The organism is Kitasatospora sp. NPDC015121 (assembly GCF_055562955.1).
The window spans coordinates 1-17,966 of the sequence record NZ_JBVHEH010000038.1; the positions used below are offsets into that span (position 1 = coordinate 1).

Sequence of the window (17,966 nt, forward strand, 5' to 3'; positions counted from 1 at the left end):
GTGCCGTCGGTGGAGGCCATGCCGCACACCACCAGGTCGTAGCCGGTCTTCTCCAGCGCGGCGGCCAGGATCGCGGAGGTGCCGAGCGCGTCGGTGCCGTGGATGTCGTCGTCGTTGACGTGCACGGCCTTGTCCGCGCCCATCGACAGCGCCTTGCGCAGCGCGTCCTTGGCGTCGTCGGGGCCGACGGTGAGCACGGTCACCTCGGCGCTCTCGTTGGCCTCGGCGATCCGCAGGGCCTGCTCGACGCCGTACTCGTCCAGCTCCGACAGGAGGCCGTCCACGCCCTCCCGGTCGGTGGTGGCATCGTCCGCGAAGCGACGGTCACCGGTCGCGTCGGGCACGTACTTCACACAGACAACGATCCGCAAGCTCACGGCGACCTTGTCCTTTCACGCGGGAGGGAACTGAGTACCCCAACTAGACCACACTCCGTGCCACGGATCCACTCCCGTGGGGGTGTGAGGGGGGACTCAGTTCCCAGCTCTCCGCTCTTCGTTCCCGCTCTTCGTTCCCGCTCTCCGCTCCCGCCGCGCCCGCGCGGTCAGGCGGTGCGGCGCAGGCGGAGGGTGGAGTCGCGGTGCGGGCGGGCGTCCGGGTCGGTGACCGGGTGCCCGGGGTGGTCGTGCCGGGCGTGCTCCTCGGCGAGCTCGACCGTCCAGCCGGCCGGGTCGAGCCGCAGCGAGGCGAGCATCTCCTCGGGGGTGGGGAAGTGCATGTCGGGGTGCGGGTGGTCGTGCTTGACCGGCAACGCGGCGTGGCTGGTGATCAGCAGGGTGCCGCCGGGGGCGACGGCCGCGGCGGCCCGGCGCAGCACCCGCTCGCGCGGGAACTCGGCGGGCGAGTGGAGGAACTGCGCCGAGACCAGGTCGTACGTGCCGGACGGGAAGGCGTGCGCCAGGTCGACGCGCTGCCAGTCGATCCGGTCGCCGACGCCCTCGACGGCGGCCCGGGCGGCGGCCCGCTCCAGCGCGACCCGCGAGATGTCGACGGCGGTGACCCGCCAGCCCCGCCCGGCCAGCCAGAGCGCGTCCCCGCCCTCGCCGCAGCCCAGGTCCAGGGCCCGGCCGGGTTCGAGGTCGGCGGCCTGCACGGTCAGCGAGGCGTTCGGGCGGCCGCTCCAGATCTGCTCGCTCTCGCCGTACCGCTTCTCCCAGAACTCGACCGCGTCGACGGCCAGCCGGGTCTCCTCGGCGACCAGGTCGGCGTTGATCGCGGCGGCGGCGCGCAGTCCGTCCGCGGCGGCGACCGCCACCTGTCCGGCCGGGTCGGTCAGGTTGCCCGCCGCCCAGACGCCGGGGACGCCGGTGGCGCCCGTCGGGTCGGTGGTGGCCACCCGGGTCGCGAACCGGACGCCCTCGCGCACCAGGTCGGTGGCGGCCAGGCCCAGCTCGGCCAGGAACGGCGCGTCCGCCGCCATCTCGGTGCCGACCGCCAGCACCTCGCACGCCACCTCGGTGCCGTCGGCCAGCCGCACGCCGGACAGCTCGGCGTCCGTGCCCTCCGGCAGCAGCGCGGTCACCTCGCCCGCCACCACGGTCACGCCGCGGGCGGCCAGCTCGCGCCGCTGCCGCTCGTCGAACGGCGCACCGGTGTGCGCGAGCAGCGTGACGTCCGGGCTCCACTGCCGCCACAGCAGCGCCTGGTGCACGGCGACCACCGGGTTGGTGGCCAGGACGGCGATCTTCCGGTCGCGGACCTCCCAGCCGTGGCAGTACGGGCAGTGCACCACCTGGTGCCCCCAGCGCTCGGCCAGGCCGGGCACCTCGGGCAGCAGGTCGGTGGTGCCGGTGGTCAGCAGCAGCCGACGGGCGTGCACGATCGTGCCGTCCGACAGCTCGGCGCGGAAGCCGCCGTCCGCCGCACGGCTCGCGGACCGCACCTCCGCGTCGTGGAACTCGCCACCGTACGAGGCGACTTCGGCCCGGCCGAGGGCGACCAGCTCGGCGGGCGGCAGGCCCTCGCGGCCCAGCAGGCCGTGGACGCCCTCGGCGGGCGCGTTGCGCGGCCGGCCGGAGTCGACCACCAGGACGGAGCGGCGGGCCCGGGCCAGGGTCAGGGCGCCGCTGAGTCCGGCGGCGCCGCCCCCGACGATCAGGACGTCGTGGTGGCGGGTGGAGTGCTGGTGCTGCTGCTCGTGCTGGTGCGTCGTGGTCATGCTCCGATGGTGCGACGGGTTCGCCGGATTGACAAACAATGTTGCTGAGGTGGCAAATGGAGGGGGGCCGGAGAGAGCCCGGGAGGGTCCGGGCGGGCCCGATTGGGTCCGGGCGGAGAGGAGCACGGCGGTGGGCGAGGACTTCGAGGCGGTGCTGACCGGCGTCGGCCCCCGGCTGCGGGCGATCCGGCAGCAGCACGGCACCACGTTGGCGCAGCTCAGCGAGCAGACCGGCATCTCGGTCAGCACGCTGTCCCGGCTGGAGTCCGGCGGGCGGCGGCCGACCCTGGAGCTGCTGCTGCCGCTGGCCCGGGCGCACGGCGTGGCCCTGGACGAACTGGTCGACGCCCCGCCGACCGGCGACCCCCGGGTGCGGCTGCGCCCCTTCGTCCGGCACGGCTGGACGTACCTGCCGCTGGCCCGCAACCTCGGCGGCATGCAGGCGTACAAGATGGTCGTCCCGCCGGGTGCGAGCCGGGAGGACTGCGAGCAGCGCACCCACGAGGGCCACGAGTGGCTGTACGTGCTGTCCGGGGAGCTGCTGTTGAAGCTGGGCGAGCACGACGTGGTGCTGAAGGCGGGCGAGGCTGCGGAGTTCGACACCCGGACGCCGCACCTGTTCGCCAACTCGGGTCGGGTGCCGGTGGAGTTCCTCAGCCTGTTCGGGCCGCAGGGGGAGCGGGTGCACGTGCGGGCCCGCACCGCCAACAAGGCGGAAAAGGAGGCCGGTTGACGACACGCTGGTGGTGGAAGTGCCGGACGCCGCGCCCGAGGGGGTGAGCGCGGCGTCCGAACGGGGTTGGCGGTGGCGTCAGTTGACGGTGACCGTGCCGCCCAGGGTGGTGTCGGTGACCGGGCCGTAGGAGGCCGAGAAGCTGATGGTGGCGAAGCAGATGCTCGGGCCGGACAGCTTGGTGAAGCCCTGGTTGACCATGTTGATCTGCGGCGGGGTGTTGGTGGCGTTGCCGCTCAGGGTGCCGGTGGGCGAGGTGTAGGTGCACAGGGCGTTGCCGGCCAGGGTCTTCAGGTTGACGACGGCCTGGACGGAGCCGGTGAGGGTGACCGGGAACCCGGCGGAGTCGGAGATCTTCAGGGTGTAGGGCAGGTTGCTCATCGTCAGGCTGTTCACGCCGCTGACACCGACCACGTTGGAGGTGCAGCCGGCGAAGGTCAGGACGTTGACCGGGCCGGACGCGGTGGCGGAGCCGGTGGCGGTCGGGTTGCTGCTGACGCTGCCGCCGATGGTGGAGACGGAGCACTTGACGCCGGTGGTGGTGCCCGGGTTGTACATGGTCGCGAAGGTGCCGCCGACCAGGTTCGCCGCCAGCGAGTCACCGACCCCGACCGGGGTGGTGCCGACGGTCAGCACCGGGGTGGCGGTGACGGCGGCACCGGCCGGGACGGCCGGGAGGACGAGCAGGGCGCCGGCGGCGGCGAGGGCGGCGATGCCGGCGAGGGTGCGGTTGCGCATGAGGGTTCCTTCCGATGGGTGGGGCGGAGCGGACGGAGCTGCCCCGACGGACTCGCCGGAGCGGTCGTCGGAGCGCGTGCCGCCCCGCGTTGGGGACGGGGCGACACGGGCAGGTGGGGGTCTCCCGCGCCGACTCCCTCGCTGGGGGCGGGAGTCGGCGCGGGGCGGCGCGGCGTGCGGCGCTGTGCGTGGCCCTGCGCGCGGTTCAGTGCGCGGCGCTGTCGTGCAGCGCGGCGGTGAGGTCGGCGATGTCGGTGTCCAGCACGAAGGACGCGTTGGTCTGCTGGAAGCTCACCGAGTCCTTGCCGGGGGCGGCGGGCAGGCCCATGGTCCAGTTGATGATCTGGTTCAACGAGCCGAGCAGGCCGCACCCGTTGGCGCCCGGCACCGCGAAGGTGTTGTCCACCAGCGACGCGTTGGTCTCCGAAATGACCAGCGCGCCGTGCCCGTTGGGATCCGGGTCGTAGCCGAGGGTGCCCGGGTCGCCGGTCATCGGCGGGGTGGAGCCGGTCGGGGTGGTCGAGCCGGTGGTGGGCTTGAGCAGCAGTGGCGTGGAGTCGGAGCCGACGTAGCAGTGCGGGCCGAACAGCGCGTTGTACAGGTGCAGTTTGATCGGCAGCTGGAACACCGGGTACGGCTCGCCGGTCGCCAGCGGGGTGAACTTGGTGACCGGGCCCGCGAGTTCGACCTGGGCGAAGACGCTGGTGATGCCGGGCAGGAAGTTCTGGATGCCCGGGATGTTGATCTGCACCATCGGCGCGCTGAGCAGCGGGGCGGTGGTGGGCGGCACCACGGTGTACTGGTTGGCGCTGCTGCCGTCCGGGAACGAGACCTCGGGCGCGGACTTGTCCCAGTAGAAGCCGAACTGCAGGGTGATCGGCGAGTTGAACGGCACCACCGTGTTGCCGAGGGTGAACTTCCCGGCGTTGGTCACCGACACCAGGCAGCCGACCTGGAGGTTGGCCGGGTCCTGCATCGCGGGCGCCGCGACCGGACAGTTGCCCATGCCGGTGTACGGCGCGCCCGGCGTTGCGGTGGCGCTCGCGGCGGAGGCGGAGACCGGGGCGACGCCGGCCAGCAGCGCGGCGCAGGCCGCGACGGCGGCGGGTGGCAGCAGTCGGCGGAGCCGGCGTGGGCGCCGGGGAGCGGCGGGAGCGGCGGGAGCGGCGGATGTGCTGGTGGGGTCGGTGCGCATGCGGGAACTCCTGACGGCAGGGTGGGCCGGAGCGGGGCAGGGCAGAGCGGGGCGGGGCAGGGCAGAGCGGGTGGGCCGGGGAGGGGCGGGGGAGGGGCGGGGCGCTCGACGCCACGAGCGACCGGGCCGGGGCGCGCGACTGCCACCGTCGCGCCGAGGCGGTCCGCCGTACCGGGGCGCGGCGCCTCCGTCGTACGGCAGGTGCGCCGCAGGGGAGGTGCGTGGGCGGGCCCGGAGCGAGAACGACCCGGTGGGCACGGCCGTGGGGCCGTGGTTACCGCCGGGTACTCGCCAAGTTCTAGGCGGCCTTCCGCGTCAACGTCAAGGCGGTGAACGGAAGTTGGAATGAAGGTGAGTGGAGTTGGGTTGACAGCTCTCGCCAACTGCCGCACTGGTCACAGGAGTTGACTGGAGTTGCGGAAATCCGGCGGGGTGCGCGAAGTATTGACCGGTCATGTACCCCGGGGTAACTTCCAGTCAGCCCGCCGGTTGTGAGAAAGATCGTCAACTGCACTGCCTTCCACCCCAGTTGCCGAGATCCGCCCACCACGCCAGGTGCTCACCCCCGACGAGCTGCGGATCCCCCACCCGACCCTCTGGAGCTGTCCATGGCACCCTCCGCAGAACAATCCGCCGCCACCCCGACCGGGCGCGGCCGGGTACGGCTGCGCCGCGCCGCACTGATGGCGATCCCGGCCTGCGTGACCGCGGGCGTCCTCGTGACCCTGACCGCGCAGAACGTCCTCGCCACCCAGTTCGCCATCTCCGGCATGGCCTTCCAGGTCACCGCCGACAAGCTGGACGGCTCCGGGTTCGAGCAGTTCGGCACCCTCGACAACATGATCGAGAACAGCCCCAACGCCGGCGACACCGGCGGCCAGCTGTTCCTGATCCAGACCGTGGTCAAGCAGGCCTCGCTCACCAAGCTCTGCCAGAGCGTCAACCTGGGCGGCATCAACCTGCTGATCACCGCCGGCGACAAGGGCACCCCCGTCACCGCCGAGAACCTCACCACCGACTCCGACCTGATGAGCGGTGACGCCGAGTTCAAGGGGCTCGAAGTCGGCCGCGACGCCAGCACCTTCGACAAGGGCGGCGTGGCCGGCCCGCCCGGCATGTTCGGCCAGCAGGGCGACACCGTGACCGTCGACCACTTCCGGCAGCAGAACTACGCCACCACCGCCGGCACCTTCCGCCTGCCCAACATGCACCTCAGCTTCAGCACCGATGGCTGCTGAACCCGGACCGGCACCGGACCGGGCGGCCGACCCCACGGCCGCCCGGCCCGCCGACACCGCCCCCGGCAGCAACGGCGGCAGCGGGGGCGCGGTCGAAGCCGCCGTCTCCCCGTCCGTCCAGGCCGACCCGTCCGCCGGGATCGACCCGCCCGCTCCGCGCGGCTTCGCCGGATGGCGCGGGCAGCGGCCCTTCTGGGGCGGCCTGCTGGTCGTCCTGGCCGGCGCCGAGATCCTGTTCACCGAGAAGGCCCCGATGCGCATGGTCATCCGCATCGGCATGCTGGGCCTGGCCGGCTACGTCATCCCCTCCCTGATGGTGCTCTGTGGCCTGCTGTTGATTTTCCACCCCGTCCAGCGGGTCTTCTACTCCGTCCTTGCCGTCCTCGCCACCCTCGGCAGCTGGATCACCTCCAACCTCGGCGGCTTCTTCATCGGCCTGCTGCTCGGCCTGATCGGCAGCAGCCTCGCCTTCGGCTGGCTCCCCGACCAGCCCCGGCGCCGGCGCCGACCGCGCCGTGGTCCGGAACCCTCGTCCGCCTCCGCCTCCGCGTCCGCGTCCGGACCTGCCGAAGCCACCCCGGCCTGACCGGGGCGGCGTCCGGCGGAGGAGCGTGGCCGCCGCCGGACGCCCCGGTCGCGGCCCCCGCACACCGAGCGGTCGAGGGCCGCGACCGGGCCTCCGTACGCGGGTGCGGACGGCCCGGACCCGCCGGTCGCAGGCCCGGTCGCGGTGCGGGCCGGATCAGCCGAGGGTGACCACCCTCGCCCAGACCGGCAGGCCGGCGGGTGCGTAGGGCGGGTCGCCCTCGTCCGTCCGGCGGGTGCGGGGGAACAGGCCGATGACGGTGCGGCAGGGCGGCGGGGCGCTCGGCCACGGGGTCTGGCCGTCGGTCAGGGCGACGACGACGTCCGGGGCGGGACGCCGCCGCAGGGCGGTGGTGAAACCGGTGCGGAGGTCGGTGCCGCCCCCGCCGACCAGCTCCCAGCCGCTCTCGTCGGCGGCCTGCCGGACGGTCCGGGCCGCGGCGTCGCAGGAGAGCACCGAGACCGACCCGCGCTGCCCGCCCACCGCGTGCATGATCGCCGCGACCTCCAGCAGCGCCGTGCCCAACTCGCCGTCGCTGACCGAGCCGGAGGTGTCGACGATCACCGCGACCCGGGGCGGGCGGCGGCGCAGCGAGGGCAGCACGACCCCGGGCAGGCTGGTCGAGCGGCGGGCCGGGCGACCGTAGTCGTAGTCCTCGCCGGCGCCCGCCGCGGCCAGCGTGGAGCGGATCGCCGCGCCGAGCAACCGCCGCCACGGCTGCGGCGGGTGGAACGCCTCCTCGGCCCAGCGCCGCCAACCCGCCGGTGCCCGACCGGGGTCGCCCAGGATGCCCTGGGCGACCCGGAAGCGGACCAGGTCGCGCTCCTGGTCGCTCAGGCCGTGCGCGGCGTCCGGGTCACCGGGGCCGAACTCCCAGTCCCGCTCCAGGCCGTCCGCGCCGCTGCCGCACTCCAGCCACACCAGGTGCTGGTACTGCGTGCTGAGGGAGAACTGCCGCAGGTAGTCCTCCATCAGCCGGCCTTCGTCCAGCCCGAGGGTCTTCGGGTAGACCGCGCCGGCCGGTCTGACCAGGCCGTCGCCGAACGCGTCGTCGTTGATCTCGCAGTCGGCAGCCAGGTTGATCCGCAGCCGGTCGCCGGGCCCGTCGAGGCCCAGCGCGCGCATCGCCAGGTCGCCGCGCCGGGCGTGGTCGCGCAGCAGGTGCGAGACCTCGTGCACCCAGACCGAGGCCAACTCCGCCTCGGAGGTGCGGTCGACGAAGCCCGGCGAGACGTAGCACCGCCAGTGCCGGTCCACGGCCATGGTCGGCACCCGCGAGGACTCCACCACGTGCATCGCGAACAGCGCCGTCGCCAGGTACGGGCGGGCCCGCACCGCCTGCAGCCGGGCCGCGAACAGCTTCTCGGTGTCCAGCGGGCGGACCGGCCGGACCGACGTGCTCATCGGCGTCCCACCCCGGTGGAGACGAGGGAGGCCGCGCGTTCCGCCCGGCGGGAGACCCGCAGCGCCCCCGCGAAGCGGTTGATCAACTCCGGTACCTCCCAGGCGTCCTGGCGCAGTGAGGCGAGCGTGGTCACCGGCACCACCAGCACGTCGGGCGGGCAGTTCTCCAGCGCCCGGGCCATCAACGCCCAGGCGGAGTCCCAGCGTTCGCGCGTCGGACGGGAGCGGACGGCGGCCACCACGCCGTCCAGGACGGCCTGCCGGAGGTCGCCGCGCTCGGGCAGGACGGCGGCGGCCGGGTCGGCGAGCAGGCTCTCCGGCTCGGGCAGGTCCATCCGGTCCATGGCGGCGAGCAGTTCGAGCCCCGGACCGTCGCCGACGGTGCCGCGCACCAGCAGCGACAGCACCTCCCGGGAGGAGCCGGCCGCCGAGCCGAACGCGAGCAGCCGCACCGTCATCTCCCAACTGCGCGGCGAAGGCCAGGCCTTGCCGCGCTTGGTCTCGGCGGACGGCAGGCGGTGGGTCAGCTCGGGCCGGACGGTCAGCAGCCCGCACACCGCCCGGCGGGCGAACTCGACTGCTTCGGGCAGCCGTTCGGGAGCGAGCCGGGGCAGCTCGGCGCGCGGCCACACGCCGCCGAGGCCGCGCACCACCACCTGGGCGTCGTGCACCCAGTCCAGGTGGACGAAGCGGTTCGCCAGCGGCGGACTCAGCTCCCAGCCGTCGGCGGCCGAGGAGCGCGGGTTGGCCGCCGCCACGATCCGTACCCCCGGCGGGAGTCGCAGCGAGCCGATGCGCCGCTCCAGCACCAGCCGCAGCAGCGCGGCCTGCACCGCCGGCGGCGCGGTGGACAGTTCGTCGAGGAACAGCAGGCCCTTGCCCTGCCGGACCAGCCGCACCGCCCAGTCCGGCGGCGCCAGCGGCACGCCCTGGACGGCGGGGTCGTCACCGATCACCGGCAGGCCGGAGAAGTCGGACGGCTCGTGGACGCTGGCGATCACCGTGGTGAGCGGCAGGTCGAGTTCGGCGGCGAGCTGGTTCAGCGCCGCGGTCTTGCCGATACCCGGCATCCCCCACAGCAGCACCGGGAGGTCGGCGGCGACGGCGAGGGTCAGCGCCTCGATCTGCAGGTCCTGGCGGGGCTCGGTGGCGGACTCCCGCAGGAGTGCCAGCAGTTGGTCGGCGACGGCGAGTCGGGGCGAAACGGAAGAAGGCACGAGTGATCCACCTGGGGTCGGGAGCGGGACGGCACGGCGCACGGGCGCGGCGGAGCCGTCGAGGACGAGGACGAGGGCGAAGGCGAGGGCGTCGGGTCGCGGTGGCGTTGCGATGGGGGCGCGGTGGGGTCAGAGGTGGTGGCGCTTCGCGGGGCGTGGGCGCCGGGAGCGGGGGCGGTGCGGATGGCCGCCCGGACGCGGGTCGGTCGGTGCCGGGACGGGAGGGGTGCCGTCGCCCGTCCGGTTGCGGGCGGGGGAGAGCCCGGCCACGTGCACGCTGTGGGCCAGCCGCCGCCGGACGTCCGCCTCCAGCGCCGCCGCGAGCGGCCCCTCGCGCAGGACCGCCTCCGCGCCGAGGAGTCGGCGCACGGCGGCCAGGGCGCCCGTGCGGTCGCCGTGCAGCAGTCGCTGCCGGATGTCGTCCAGGTCCTCCGGCTGCCGGTGCGCGCGGTCGATCGTCCGCAGGCAGGGCAGCGGCGGGCCGCCGAACTCGACCAGCAGCTCCTCGCGCCGCAACTGCTCCGGATCGTGGTCGAGCGGGACGAGCATCCCGTCGACCACGGCGATCCGGTGCAGGGCGCCACGGCACCGGACCGTCAACGGGCCTTCTTGGGCTGCCCGTTCTTCGACGGACGCCGGGGACGTCGGGGCGCCCGGGTGGTCCGGGGCGAGCGCGGCGGCCACCAGCGGGTGCAGACCGTCCGGACCGATCCGTCCCGCGCGGAGCAGGAGCAGGTCGGGCGGTGTCCAGGTCGCGGCGTCCGGCAGGACGGCGGAGCCGGTGCGGACGGTGCGGACGGTGTCGCCGGGCGTTCCGGGCCCCGGTGGTCGGCCGAGCAGGACGTGCCGCCGGCGGCTGAGCCGTACCGTCACCGGGGCGTCGTCCGGCAGGCCGTCTGCGGCGCGCAGCAGCGAGGCTTCGAACGACCAGGCCGCGTCAGCCATCTGACTGTTGGTCAGGAGTGCCGTCCGGTCGGCGAGTTCGTGAGCCCGTCGGGCGTCCCAGAGGTGGCGGTGCAGGTCGAGGCGGAAGCGCGGGTCGGGATGCGGTGGGGGCGGGCCGGGCGGGTGGGCGTCGGCGTCCCACAGCGTCAGCGTGACGCGTTGGCCCGCCGCCGCGTAACCCGGTGCGGTGCGGGCCACCAGGTGCAGCGGCGCCCGGCCCCCGTCGCGCGGGTAGCGTGCCAGGGACAGCGTGAGCCGGGGCCGTAGCAGCCCGTCCGGTGCGGTCCGCGGCAGGTGCCAGCGCAGCAGGTCGGGTGCCAGGTGCCGCAGGTCGGCCCGGAGCCGCCCGGCCAGGTCGACCCCGTACGTGCGGGCGACGGCGCGCAGGTCGAAGTCCGGATCGCATCCGGCCGCCGCGCAGGCTCCGCCCCAATCGCCCAGCGCACGGCGGGCGGTGGCGGTCTCGATCATGGTCGGAGGGACGGCGAAGCGCCGGACCCGGGACCAGAAGCTGTGGCGAGTGTCCTCGTCCTGGAGGGAAGTGTCGTGCATCAGCACACACTTCGGAAGGACGGGACCTCCAATCCGTGAGTGGTCATCGCCGTGATCGTAGCCGCGGACCCGCCCCCTGTCACCTCCGTTCCGGCTCCCGTTCCCGCCCCGCTCCGACCGCTCCCGCGGGCTGGCGGACGCGACGTAGGGTGAGCGGCAGAGGGCCGGACAGCGGCCGGGGCACGAGCGGGGCGGACCGGGAACGGCGGTGGAGGATGGCGGACGGGCGAGCGGCGACCGGGAGGCGGCGGCCGACGCAGGCGCTGCGGCACCGGCTGCTGCAGGAGATCAACTCGACGGTGCACGGCGCCGATCTGCACCTGGAACGCTACGACCGCCCGGCCGGCGACCCCGGGCTGTTCGGCCCGGACAGCGTGGTGTGGCAGGTGCACGGGCATCCGGCCGGGATGCTGGTCGGCGGGTTCGCCGCGCTGATGCTCCAGTCGCTGCACCCCGTGGCGATGCGCGCGGTCGCCGAGCACTCCGACTACCGCACCGACCCGCTCGGCCGGCTGCACCGCACCGCCCGCTTCGTCTCCACCACCACGCTCGGCTCCTCCGCCGCCGCCGAGGCCGCGATCTCGGCCGTCCGCCGCGTCCACGGCCACGTCCGGGGACGCGACGCCGAAGGCCGCCCCTACCGGGCGGACGACCCCGACCTGCTGTGCTGGGTGCACGCCGCCGAAGCGGCCTGCTTCCTCGCCGGCTACCAAGTCTTCGCGGGCGAAGGGCGGTTGGACGAAGCCCAGCGTGACGACTACCTCGCCGAGGTCGCCCAGATCGGCCAACTCCTCGGCGCGGACGGCGTGCCCGTCTCGCGCGCCGGACTCGCCCGCTACCTGGACGGGATGCGCGGTCACCTGCGTTCCACCCCCGAGGCGTTGGAGGCGGTCGCGCTGATGCGCGGCTTCGGCCGCACCCGGCGCGAACGCCTCGCCGTCCGGATCCTCACCAACGCCGCGATCGGCCTGCTGCCCGCCTGGGCCCGCCACGCGCTCGGCGTCCGCCGTCCCTGGGCGGTGCGCCGGCTCTGGGACCGCCCGCTGGCCCGACTGCTCGGCGCCGTCATGGTCTGGGCGTGCGGACTGTCCCCGATCCGCCTCGCCGCGACGGCCCGGGCCCGGGCGGAGCCGGCGGTGCGGGCGGGCGGTGGCGTGCGCTGAGGCCCCGCGCCGAAGTTCCGCGAGGCGGGCGCCTGCTGCCGGGCTGCGGGTGCCGCGCGCCGTCCGGTGGACGGCTGCCGGGTCGGAACGCGGTGAAGCGGCCGCCGTACCGGGGCTGGGATCCGGTACGACGACCGCTTCGACGTCGTCAGTGCCCGACGGTGGGCGCGGAGCGTACGGCCGTCAGCACTGGGGCCGACGGCCGTGGTTCGCTCCACGCCTCGCGCGGGCCTTCTTCTTGCGGCGGCGCTTCGACGACATGGCCTCTCCTCTCACGGCGGTGCACGACCCCCTCCTCCGTCCACCGTGCCCCGTCTCCGCCGAACCCGCCAGCCGAGCACCGCCCCGCCGCCCTACCGCCTTGCTGCCTTGCCCCGGCCGGGCCGGGCCGAGCCGGGCGGCAGCGCGCCACGGGGGCCAGGATGGAGAGCGGGGGCCGAGACGGAAGCACGGGAGGAACGATGTCGCACCACACCCACGATGGGACCCACCAGGACGCGCCGGCCGACGAGTGGCCGCCCACCGAGACCCCCGAGGCCCGGATGACCGCCGAAGGCTCACCGCCGCCCGAGGAGGGCGAGAAGTCCCCCGAGGACGGCCCCGAGTTCGCCATCCCGGTCTCCTCGCCGCCGGAGCCCGAGGACGGCTGACCCGGAGCCTCGGCGTCCCGGTACCCCGGTTCCGGTCCAGCCCCCCGACCCCGGTATCGGCACGAGCACCGGTTCGGGGTGCTTCGGACGGCGGAACGCGGTTAGACGGACAGGAAATCCGTTCATCCGCTCATCGGCTCGGACGTTCATGCGACCAGACGTCAGCACGTCCAGGGGTTCAGGAGACCAGGGGCCCGGGCGTTCTGGTGCCCGCGTGTGCGTCCGCTCAGCCGTTGATCCGACCGTCCGACGGAAGGAGTACCCGATGACCGTGACCTCGCGCCTGCCCGGCGCCCGCGAGGAGGAGTGGGACTGGCAGCTCGACGGGGCCTGCCGCGCCGCCGACTCCCGGCTGTTCTTCCACCCCTCCGGGGAGCGCGGCCAGGCCCACGACGACCGCGACCGCGCCGCCAAGGCCGTCTGCGCCGGCTGCCCCGTCCGCGAGCGCTGCCTGCGGCACGCGCTGGCCACCGGCGAACGCTACGGCGTCTGGGGCGGCTGCACCGAGGAGGAACGGCGCGGCATGCTGCGCCGTCGGCGCCGCAACCGCCCCCGCGCCGCCGTTGCCGGGGTCGGGGCCGGTGCGGACGGTGGCGGCGCCGGAAACGGAGCCGGTGCCCGCGTCGGTGTCCGTGCCCGCGCCCGTGCCCGTGCCCGTTGAGCGCGGGCACCTGAACACGCCGTGAGGGCGGTCCCTTCGAGAAGGGACCGCCCTCACGGCGTGTGGTGGATGGGCGAGTGCACGGGCGACCGGGGGCTGCTCCGGCTCATGCGAGCAGGCGGGTGGCGTCGATCTCGGCCCAGATCGACTTGCCCTGGTCGTGCCCGACCGCGCCCCAGCGGTCGGCGGTGCGCTCCACGATGTAGAGGCCGTGCCCGCCGGGCAGGCCCGGGTGGTGCGGCGTGCGCAGGGTGGGCAGGACGGTGGACGCGTCGCTGACCTCGATCCGCAGCCGGGCGGGCGTCGCGTCCAGGACCAGTTCGAGCGGGCCGCCGGCGTGCAGCATCGCGTTGCCGACCAGTTCGGCGACCAGCAGGACGACGTCCTCGGCGAGGTCCGGGTCGGGCGGGGTGGACCACGACCAGTCGCCGAGGGCCTCGGCGGTGAACGCCCGGGCCCGGGCCACCGGGCGCGGGACGCCCGCCAGTCGCAGGCGGCGGCGCTGCCCGCCAGGGGGCATGCTCGGCCCGGTGTTCGGACGGTCGCCGTCCAGGGTGCCCCGGCTCGGTGTCACGTGCGGGTTCCCTTCGTTCCGGACGGCGCTCTCACAGGCTCACGGGTCGTTCTCACGGATCGGTTTCCCGGCCGCGTCCGGATTATTCCCGATGCGGCCGACAGTGCGGATGGGGCGGGCGGCGGCGGTGCGGGACGGCGGCTCACCCTACTGCGGCGAGGGCTGCGTCCACCGTCTCGTGAATGGTGAACACGGCCTTCGCACCGGTCAGTTCGAGCAGGTGCTGGACCGGCCCGGAAAGCGCCGCCAGGTGGAAGGGCAGCCCGTCCTCGACGGCCGCCATCCGGGTCTGGAGCAGGAGGTTCAGCCCGGACGAGTCGCAGAAGTCCACTCGTCCGAGGTCGACCACCAGGGCCCGGGGGCGCTCCGCGACCAGTAGGTCGAGCGCTTCCCGGGCGGGGCCCAGTGTCTCGATGTCCAGATCGCCCGCCAGCGCGCATATCGCCGCGCGGGATGGCGTGCGCCGGACGTCCACCGCAAGTGGCGCTACGGGCATGTTCTCGGCTGGCATCCTCGTCCTGTTCCCTCGACCGGTCTACCTCGACGATACGCACCGGCGGGCGCGGCAGTCGAGACGGGGTGCCCGCCGGTGCGGCGGCCCGGTGGGCCCGACTGTCCGTCGGGCCGGGCCGCCGCACCGGTTCGTTGCCGTTCATCGCCGTCGGCTCGTCGGTTCGTGGCGTCGATCCGTGGCCGTCAGTCCGTCGCTTCCAGGCCGGTGCGCAGACGGGCCAGCGTACGGGACAGCAGACGCGACACGTGCATCTGGGACAGGCCGAGCCGGGCGCCGATCTGCGACTGGGTGAGGTCCTCGCAGAACCGCATCGCCAGGATCTGCCGCTCCCGCTCCGGCAGCTTGGCGATCAGCGGCTTCAGCGCGACCAGGTTCTCCACCAGCGCGAAACGTCCGTCCACCCGGCCGAGCCGCTCGGCGGGCTGCTGCCCGTCGCCCTCGCCCGGCGAGGTCAGGTCGAGGGAACCGGCGGTGTGCGCGTTCGCGGCGGCCAGGCCCTCGATCACCTCCTCCTCGGGCAGCGAGAGGTACTCGGCGAGGTCCGCGACGGTCGGCTCGCGGTCGAGCGTCTGGGCCAGCGCGTCCTGCGCCTTCGCCAGGTCCAGCCGCAGCTCCTGCAGGCGACGCGGCACGTGCACCGACCAGGTGGTGTCCCGGAAGTGGCGCCGTATCTCGCCGACGATGGTGGGCACCGCGTACGTGGTGAACTCGACGCCGAGGGACGGGTCGAACCGGTCGATCGCCTTGATCAGGCCGACCGAGCCGACCTGCAGCAGGTCCTCGTACGGCTCCTTGCTGTTGCCGAAGCGACGGATCGCGAACCGCACCAGGGTCAGGTTCAGCTCGATCAGGGTGGTGCGGACGTAGCTGAACTCCCGGGTGCCCTCCTCCAGCCCGGCCAGCCGGCGCAGCAGCACCCGGGTCATCTCGCGGGCGTCGGCCGGCGTCGCGTTCACCGGGTCGGCGAGCACGTCCGGGTCGAGTTCCGAGAAGAGGTCGGTGCTGTCGCCCGCCGCGGGGGCGGGAACGGTGGCGCTGCGGGACGATGTCTCCGCAGCCGCCTCCGCCTGGTCGGAGGACGCCTCGTAGGGGGCGATCAGGAGAAGTTCATCAGTGGGCACGCGCATGCCAGTCCTTTCCTCGACTCCGGCCGGTCCGTCCCCGGGTACCCGGGTCTCCCTCGATCATGCCGGATCCGAGTGTGTAGTTTCTGTGAAGGAAGTATCCCGGTGTTCGGGCCGGTCGAACGCGCATGCGCGGCGGAGGGCGGGGCACACGGCCCCCGACGCGGACCGCACCCGGCGGCCGCGCCCCGGTGGAGGAGGGAACACCCATGGGCCGGATCGAGGAGTCCATCGAGATCGACGCGCCGATCGGCGCCGTCTTCCACGAATGGACCGTGTACTCGCCGCTCCCCGCGTGCATGCGCGGCGGGGCCGAGCGCGGCTCTACCGCGACCGAAGTGCTGCCGCCCGACCGGATCGCCTGGAGCGGCGGCCCCGAGCAGCCGGGACACTCCGGTGTGGTCACCTTCCACCGGACCAGCGACCACAGCACCCGGCTGATGCTCCAGCTCGACACCGAACCCCACGGGCTGTGGGACCACGTGGTCGAGGGGCTGGGCTTCACCGACCGCCGCGTCATCGACGAACTCGCCGCCTTCAAGGCCCACGTCGAGGACCACCGACAGCACCTGGCCGCCTGACCGGCCGTCCCGACGCCCTCGCACCGGCGCGTCGGTGCCGTCGGGTCCCTCGGCTCACCGGGCTTCGGGTCCTCGGTTCGCCCGGTGACAGGGCCGTCGGGCTGTCGGGTTTTCGTACGGAATCTCCACCCACCTGCGAGAAACGGAAGGGAGCACCGCCATGGGCCCCGTCACCGAGCGGATCACCCTGCACCTGCTCGCCCCCGACGGCACCGCCGTCCAGCTCGACACCGACTGGCGCTACCGACCCGACGACCCGTACGCGGTGAGCCTGGACTTCGGCCCGCGCGCCGCCGGGGCCCGCTGGGTGCTGTCGCGGGAGATGCTGCTGGCCTCGCTGCGCGGGCCGGTCGGGGAGGGTGACATCCACTTCGCGCCGCTGGACGACGGCAAGCTGTGCCTGGCGCTCGGTGGCGCTGGCGGCACGGTGGTGCTCACCGCCGACTGCGCCGCGATCGCGGCCTTCCTCGCCACCACCGCCGAGCTGGTGCCCCTGGGCAGCGAGTCCGAGCGGATCGACTGGGACGGCGGGCTGGCCGGACTGCTGTCGGCCTGAACGGAACCCTGGGGACCCCTTCCGACGCCGGGACGGCGGTGGAAGGCGGAGGGCGGAGGGCGAGGGCGGGGCGGACCGCGGGATCTCAGCGGCGGGCCAGCCGCCGCTCGCCGCCCGTGCCGGTGGCGTAGGCGAGGTGGTAGTGCGCGAACACCTCGGGCTCCTGCTCGGCGGTGAGTACGTCGTCGGTGCCGATGGACGGCGCGTCCTTCACGTCGTTGCGGTGGAACGGCACCCGCAGGTAGCCGGGGCCGGCCACCGCGTCAGCGATCGGCACGAACACCAGGCGGTGCCGACCCAGCATGCCGACCGTGACGGTGGCGAAGGACGGTTCGTCGGTCGCGGTGTCGACGTAGACGTTCTCCAGACTGCCGATCTTCTTGTCGTCCTGGTCGACCACGTCGTGGTTGCGCCACTCCCGGATGTCGGCGATCTGGATCATTCATGGCCTCCGTGCGATGGACTGGGACCGCGGCGTGCGTCGGTCGGTCCGTTCCATGCTCACCGACAGCGGCGACGGGCGCTCCTCGGGCAACCGCCGGCGCCCTGACCGGCCGGTGCGGCCCCGCCGGCCCCCCCGACCCCGCCGACCCCTGTCGCGGCCCCGTCGCCGCCCGGGTGGGCCGGCGGCTCAGCGCGTGGTCGGACCCGGCTCGGTCGGCCCCGACGGGGCTGCGGCCGGGGAGGCCGGCTCCGCCGCCGGGGCGGGGAGCAGCAGGGCGGCGAGTTCGTCGAGCAGCTCGGCGGCCCGCTGCGCCTGGGCCGGATCGGTGAGGGCCCTGGCCAGGAGCGGTTCGGCGGGGCGGGCGGCCCGGGTGCGGACGTACCCGCGGGCGAGTGCGGAGACGGACAGCAGGGTGCGACGCCCGTCGGCCGGATCGGCGGCGGCGTCCAGCAGCCCGCGCTCGCGCAGCCGGGCGACGGAGGTGGAGACGTGGCTCTGGGCGAATCCGGTCCGGACCCGGATGTCCTGCACCGAGCTGTCCGGGTGCTGGTAGACGTCCGAGATCACCGCGATCTCGCCCGGGGTGAGGGTCTCCGAGGCGTGGTCGGTGACCATCGCCCGGCCCAGCTCGGTGAGCCGCTTGCCCAGTCGCAGAAGCCGTACGCCGTCCATGGCGGACAGGCTACCGCCCTGGCGGGGGCTGCATCTGTGCCGATGTATCGCCGGGGATGCATTGTTCGTGACCTGACATCGATGTCGCATCACGGCTTTCGGCTCATCGGTGTCGCGTCACCGATGTCGGGACACCGATGCCGTGTCATTGATGCCGAGTCATCGGTGACGTGCCACTTGGTTCCTGCTCATCGATGACGCGTAACGCATCGCTATAGATGCATCTTCACAGATGCATCTGTAGCGATGTAGTTTTGCGG

Annotated in this window: 21 protein-coding genes; 8 read left to right on the forward strand and 13 right to left on the reverse strand. The window is 74.1% G+C overall.

Annotated elements, in window-relative coordinates; translation table 11 throughout:
- Both ACZ3J7_RS35940 and ACZ3J7_RS35945 read right to left on the reverse strand, forming a co-directional pair.
- The coding region (locus tag ACZ3J7_RS35940) for an electron transfer flavoprotein subunit beta/FixA family protein (protein ID WP_465627505.1) at positions 1–377 on the reverse strand (377 nt) is incomplete at its 3' end.
- A gap of 167 nt (positions 378–544) precedes the next feature.
- Positions 545–2,158, reverse strand: a complete 1,614-nt coding sequence (locus ACZ3J7_RS35945) for an FAD-dependent oxidoreductase (RefSeq protein ID WP_465627506.1) — start codon at positions 2,156–2,158, stop codon at positions 545–547.
- 130 nt (positions 2,159–2,288) lie between these two features.
- Between ACZ3J7_RS35945 and ACZ3J7_RS35950 the strand changes: the two genes are divergently transcribed.
- Positions 2,289–2,891, forward strand: a complete 603-nt coding sequence (locus ACZ3J7_RS35950) for a helix-turn-helix domain-containing protein (RefSeq protein ID WP_465627507.1) — start codon at positions 2,289–2,291, stop codon at positions 2,889–2,891.
- A 78-nt stretch (positions 2,892–2,969) separates the two neighbouring features.
- Here the strand turns inward: ACZ3J7_RS35950 and ACZ3J7_RS35955 are convergent, their stop codons facing one another.
- Together ACZ3J7_RS35955 and ACZ3J7_RS35960 are read right to left on the reverse strand one after the other, a co-directional pair.
- Positions 2,970–3,629: a Tat pathway signal sequence domain protein gene (locus ACZ3J7_RS35955; protein ID WP_465627508.1), complete on the reverse strand. Its 660-nt coding sequence runs from the start codon at positions 3,627–3,629 to the stop codon at positions 2,970–2,972.
- A 205-nt stretch (positions 3,630–3,834) separates the two neighbouring features.
- Complete coding sequence (locus ACZ3J7_RS35960; protein ID WP_465627509.1) at positions 3,835–4,824, reverse strand: hypothetical protein; 990 nt, start codon at positions 4,822–4,824, stop codon at positions 3,835–3,837.
- A gap of 608 nt (positions 4,825–5,432) precedes the next feature.
- Here ACZ3J7_RS35960 and ACZ3J7_RS35965 point away from each other — a divergent pair.
- Together ACZ3J7_RS35965 and ACZ3J7_RS35970 are read left to right on the forward strand one after the other, a co-directional pair.
- Positions 5,433–6,062 (forward strand): DUF6230 family protein, encoded by a 630-nt coding sequence (locus ACZ3J7_RS35965; RefSeq protein ID WP_465627510.1) that lies wholly within the window; start codon positions 5,433–5,435, stop codon positions 6,060–6,062.
- 139 nt (positions 6,063–6,201) lie between these two features.
- Positions 6,202–6,648: a DUF6114 domain-containing protein gene (locus ACZ3J7_RS35970; RefSeq protein ID WP_465627561.1), complete on the forward strand. Its 447-nt coding sequence runs from the start codon at positions 6,202–6,204 to the stop codon at positions 6,646–6,648.
- A gap of 156 nt (positions 6,649–6,804) precedes the next feature.
- On the opposite strand, the gene ACZ3J7_RS35975 is transcribed toward ACZ3J7_RS35970, so the two are convergent.
- From ACZ3J7_RS35975 to ACZ3J7_RS35985, 3 genes are all read right to left on the reverse strand, one after another.
- On the reverse strand, positions 6,805–8,052 hold the full coding sequence (locus ACZ3J7_RS35975) for a vWA domain-containing protein (RefSeq protein ID WP_465627511.1): 1,248 nt from the start codon (positions 8,050–8,052) through the stop codon (positions 6,805–6,807).
- Positions 8,049–9,269 (reverse strand): AAA family ATPase, encoded by a 1,221-nt coding sequence (locus ACZ3J7_RS35980; protein ID WP_465627512.1) that lies wholly within the window; start codon positions 9,267–9,269, stop codon positions 8,049–8,051. The genes ACZ3J7_RS35975 and ACZ3J7_RS35980 overlap by 4 nt, the downstream gene beginning before the upstream one ends.
- Positions 9,270–9,398: 129 nt before the next feature.
- On the reverse strand, positions 9,399–10,766 hold the full coding sequence (locus tag ACZ3J7_RS35985) for a hypothetical protein (RefSeq protein WP_465627513.1): 1,368 nt from the start codon (positions 10,764–10,766) through the stop codon (positions 9,399–9,401).
- Between the two features lie 215 nt (positions 10,767–10,981).
- Between ACZ3J7_RS35985 and ACZ3J7_RS35990 the strand changes: the two genes are divergently transcribed.
- On the forward strand, positions 10,982–11,929 hold the full coding sequence (locus tag ACZ3J7_RS35990) for an oxygenase MpaB family protein (protein WP_465627514.1): 948 nt from the start codon (positions 10,982–10,984) through the stop codon (positions 11,927–11,929).
- Between the two features lie 183 nt (positions 11,930–12,112).
- Here ACZ3J7_RS35990 and ACZ3J7_RS35995 read toward each other — a convergent pair whose 3' ends face one another.
- Positions 12,113–12,190, reverse strand: coding sequence for a hypothetical protein (locus ACZ3J7_RS35995; RefSeq protein ID WP_464336931.1), 78 nt, complete (start codon positions 12,188–12,190; stop codon positions 12,113–12,115).
- Between the two features lie 200 nt (positions 12,191–12,390).
- Between ACZ3J7_RS35995 and ACZ3J7_RS36000 the strand changes: the two genes are divergently transcribed.
- Complete coding sequence (locus ACZ3J7_RS36000) at positions 12,391–12,579, forward strand: hypothetical protein (protein WP_465627515.1); 189 nt, start codon at positions 12,391–12,393, stop codon at positions 12,577–12,579.
- 265 nt (positions 12,580–12,844) lie between these two features.
- Complete coding sequence (locus ACZ3J7_RS36005) at positions 12,845–13,240, forward strand: WhiB family transcriptional regulator (protein WP_465627516.1); 396 nt, start codon at positions 12,845–12,847, stop codon at positions 13,238–13,240.
- A 106-nt stretch (positions 13,241–13,346) separates the two neighbouring features.
- Here the strand turns inward: ACZ3J7_RS36005 and ACZ3J7_RS36010 are convergent, their stop codons facing one another.
- The 3 genes from ACZ3J7_RS36010 to ACZ3J7_RS36020 form a co-directional block, all read right to left on the reverse strand.
- The gene (locus ACZ3J7_RS36010; RefSeq protein ID WP_465627517.1) at positions 13,347–13,814 is read right to left on the reverse strand and encodes an ATP-binding protein; all 468 of its coding nucleotides are present in this window, start codon (positions 13,812–13,814) and stop codon (positions 13,347–13,349) included.
- Positions 13,815–13,956: 142 nt separating this feature from the next.
- Entirely contained in the window at positions 13,957–14,310 is a 354-nt protein-coding gene (locus ACZ3J7_RS36015; protein ID WP_465627518.1) for an STAS domain-containing protein, read from the reverse strand.
- A gap of 200 nt (positions 14,311–14,510) precedes the next feature.
- A complete protein-coding gene (locus tag ACZ3J7_RS36020) occupies positions 14,511–15,455 on the reverse strand; it encodes an RNA polymerase sigma factor SigF (protein ID WP_465627519.1) in 945 nt (314 codons plus the stop codon).
- 206 nt (positions 15,456–15,661) lie between these two features.
- On the opposite strand from ACZ3J7_RS36020, the gene ACZ3J7_RS36025 reads away from it, so the two are divergent.
- Together ACZ3J7_RS36025 and ACZ3J7_RS36030 are read left to right on the forward strand one after the other, a co-directional pair.
- The gene (locus ACZ3J7_RS36025; protein WP_465627520.1) at positions 15,662–16,033 is read left to right on the forward strand and encodes a hypothetical protein; all 372 of its coding nucleotides are present in this window, start codon (positions 15,662–15,664) and stop codon (positions 16,031–16,033) included.
- A gap of 160 nt (positions 16,034–16,193) precedes the next feature.
- Positions 16,194–16,589 (forward strand): SsgA family sporulation/cell division regulator, encoded by a 396-nt coding sequence (locus ACZ3J7_RS36030; RefSeq protein ID WP_465627521.1) that lies wholly within the window; start codon positions 16,194–16,196, stop codon positions 16,587–16,589.
- Between the two features lie 85 nt (positions 16,590–16,674).
- Here the strand turns inward: ACZ3J7_RS36030 and ACZ3J7_RS36035 are convergent, their stop codons facing one another.
- Positions 16,675–17,031, reverse strand: a complete 357-nt coding sequence (locus tag ACZ3J7_RS36035) for a PRC-barrel domain-containing protein (RefSeq protein ID WP_465627522.1) — start codon at positions 17,029–17,031, stop codon at positions 16,675–16,677.
- 189 nt (positions 17,032–17,220) lie between these two features.
- Positions 17,221–17,706: a MarR family transcriptional regulator gene (locus tag ACZ3J7_RS36040; RefSeq protein WP_465627523.1), complete on the reverse strand. Its 486-nt coding sequence runs from the start codon at positions 17,704–17,706 to the stop codon at positions 17,221–17,223.
- Positions 17,707–17,966: the final 260 nt, after the last annotated feature.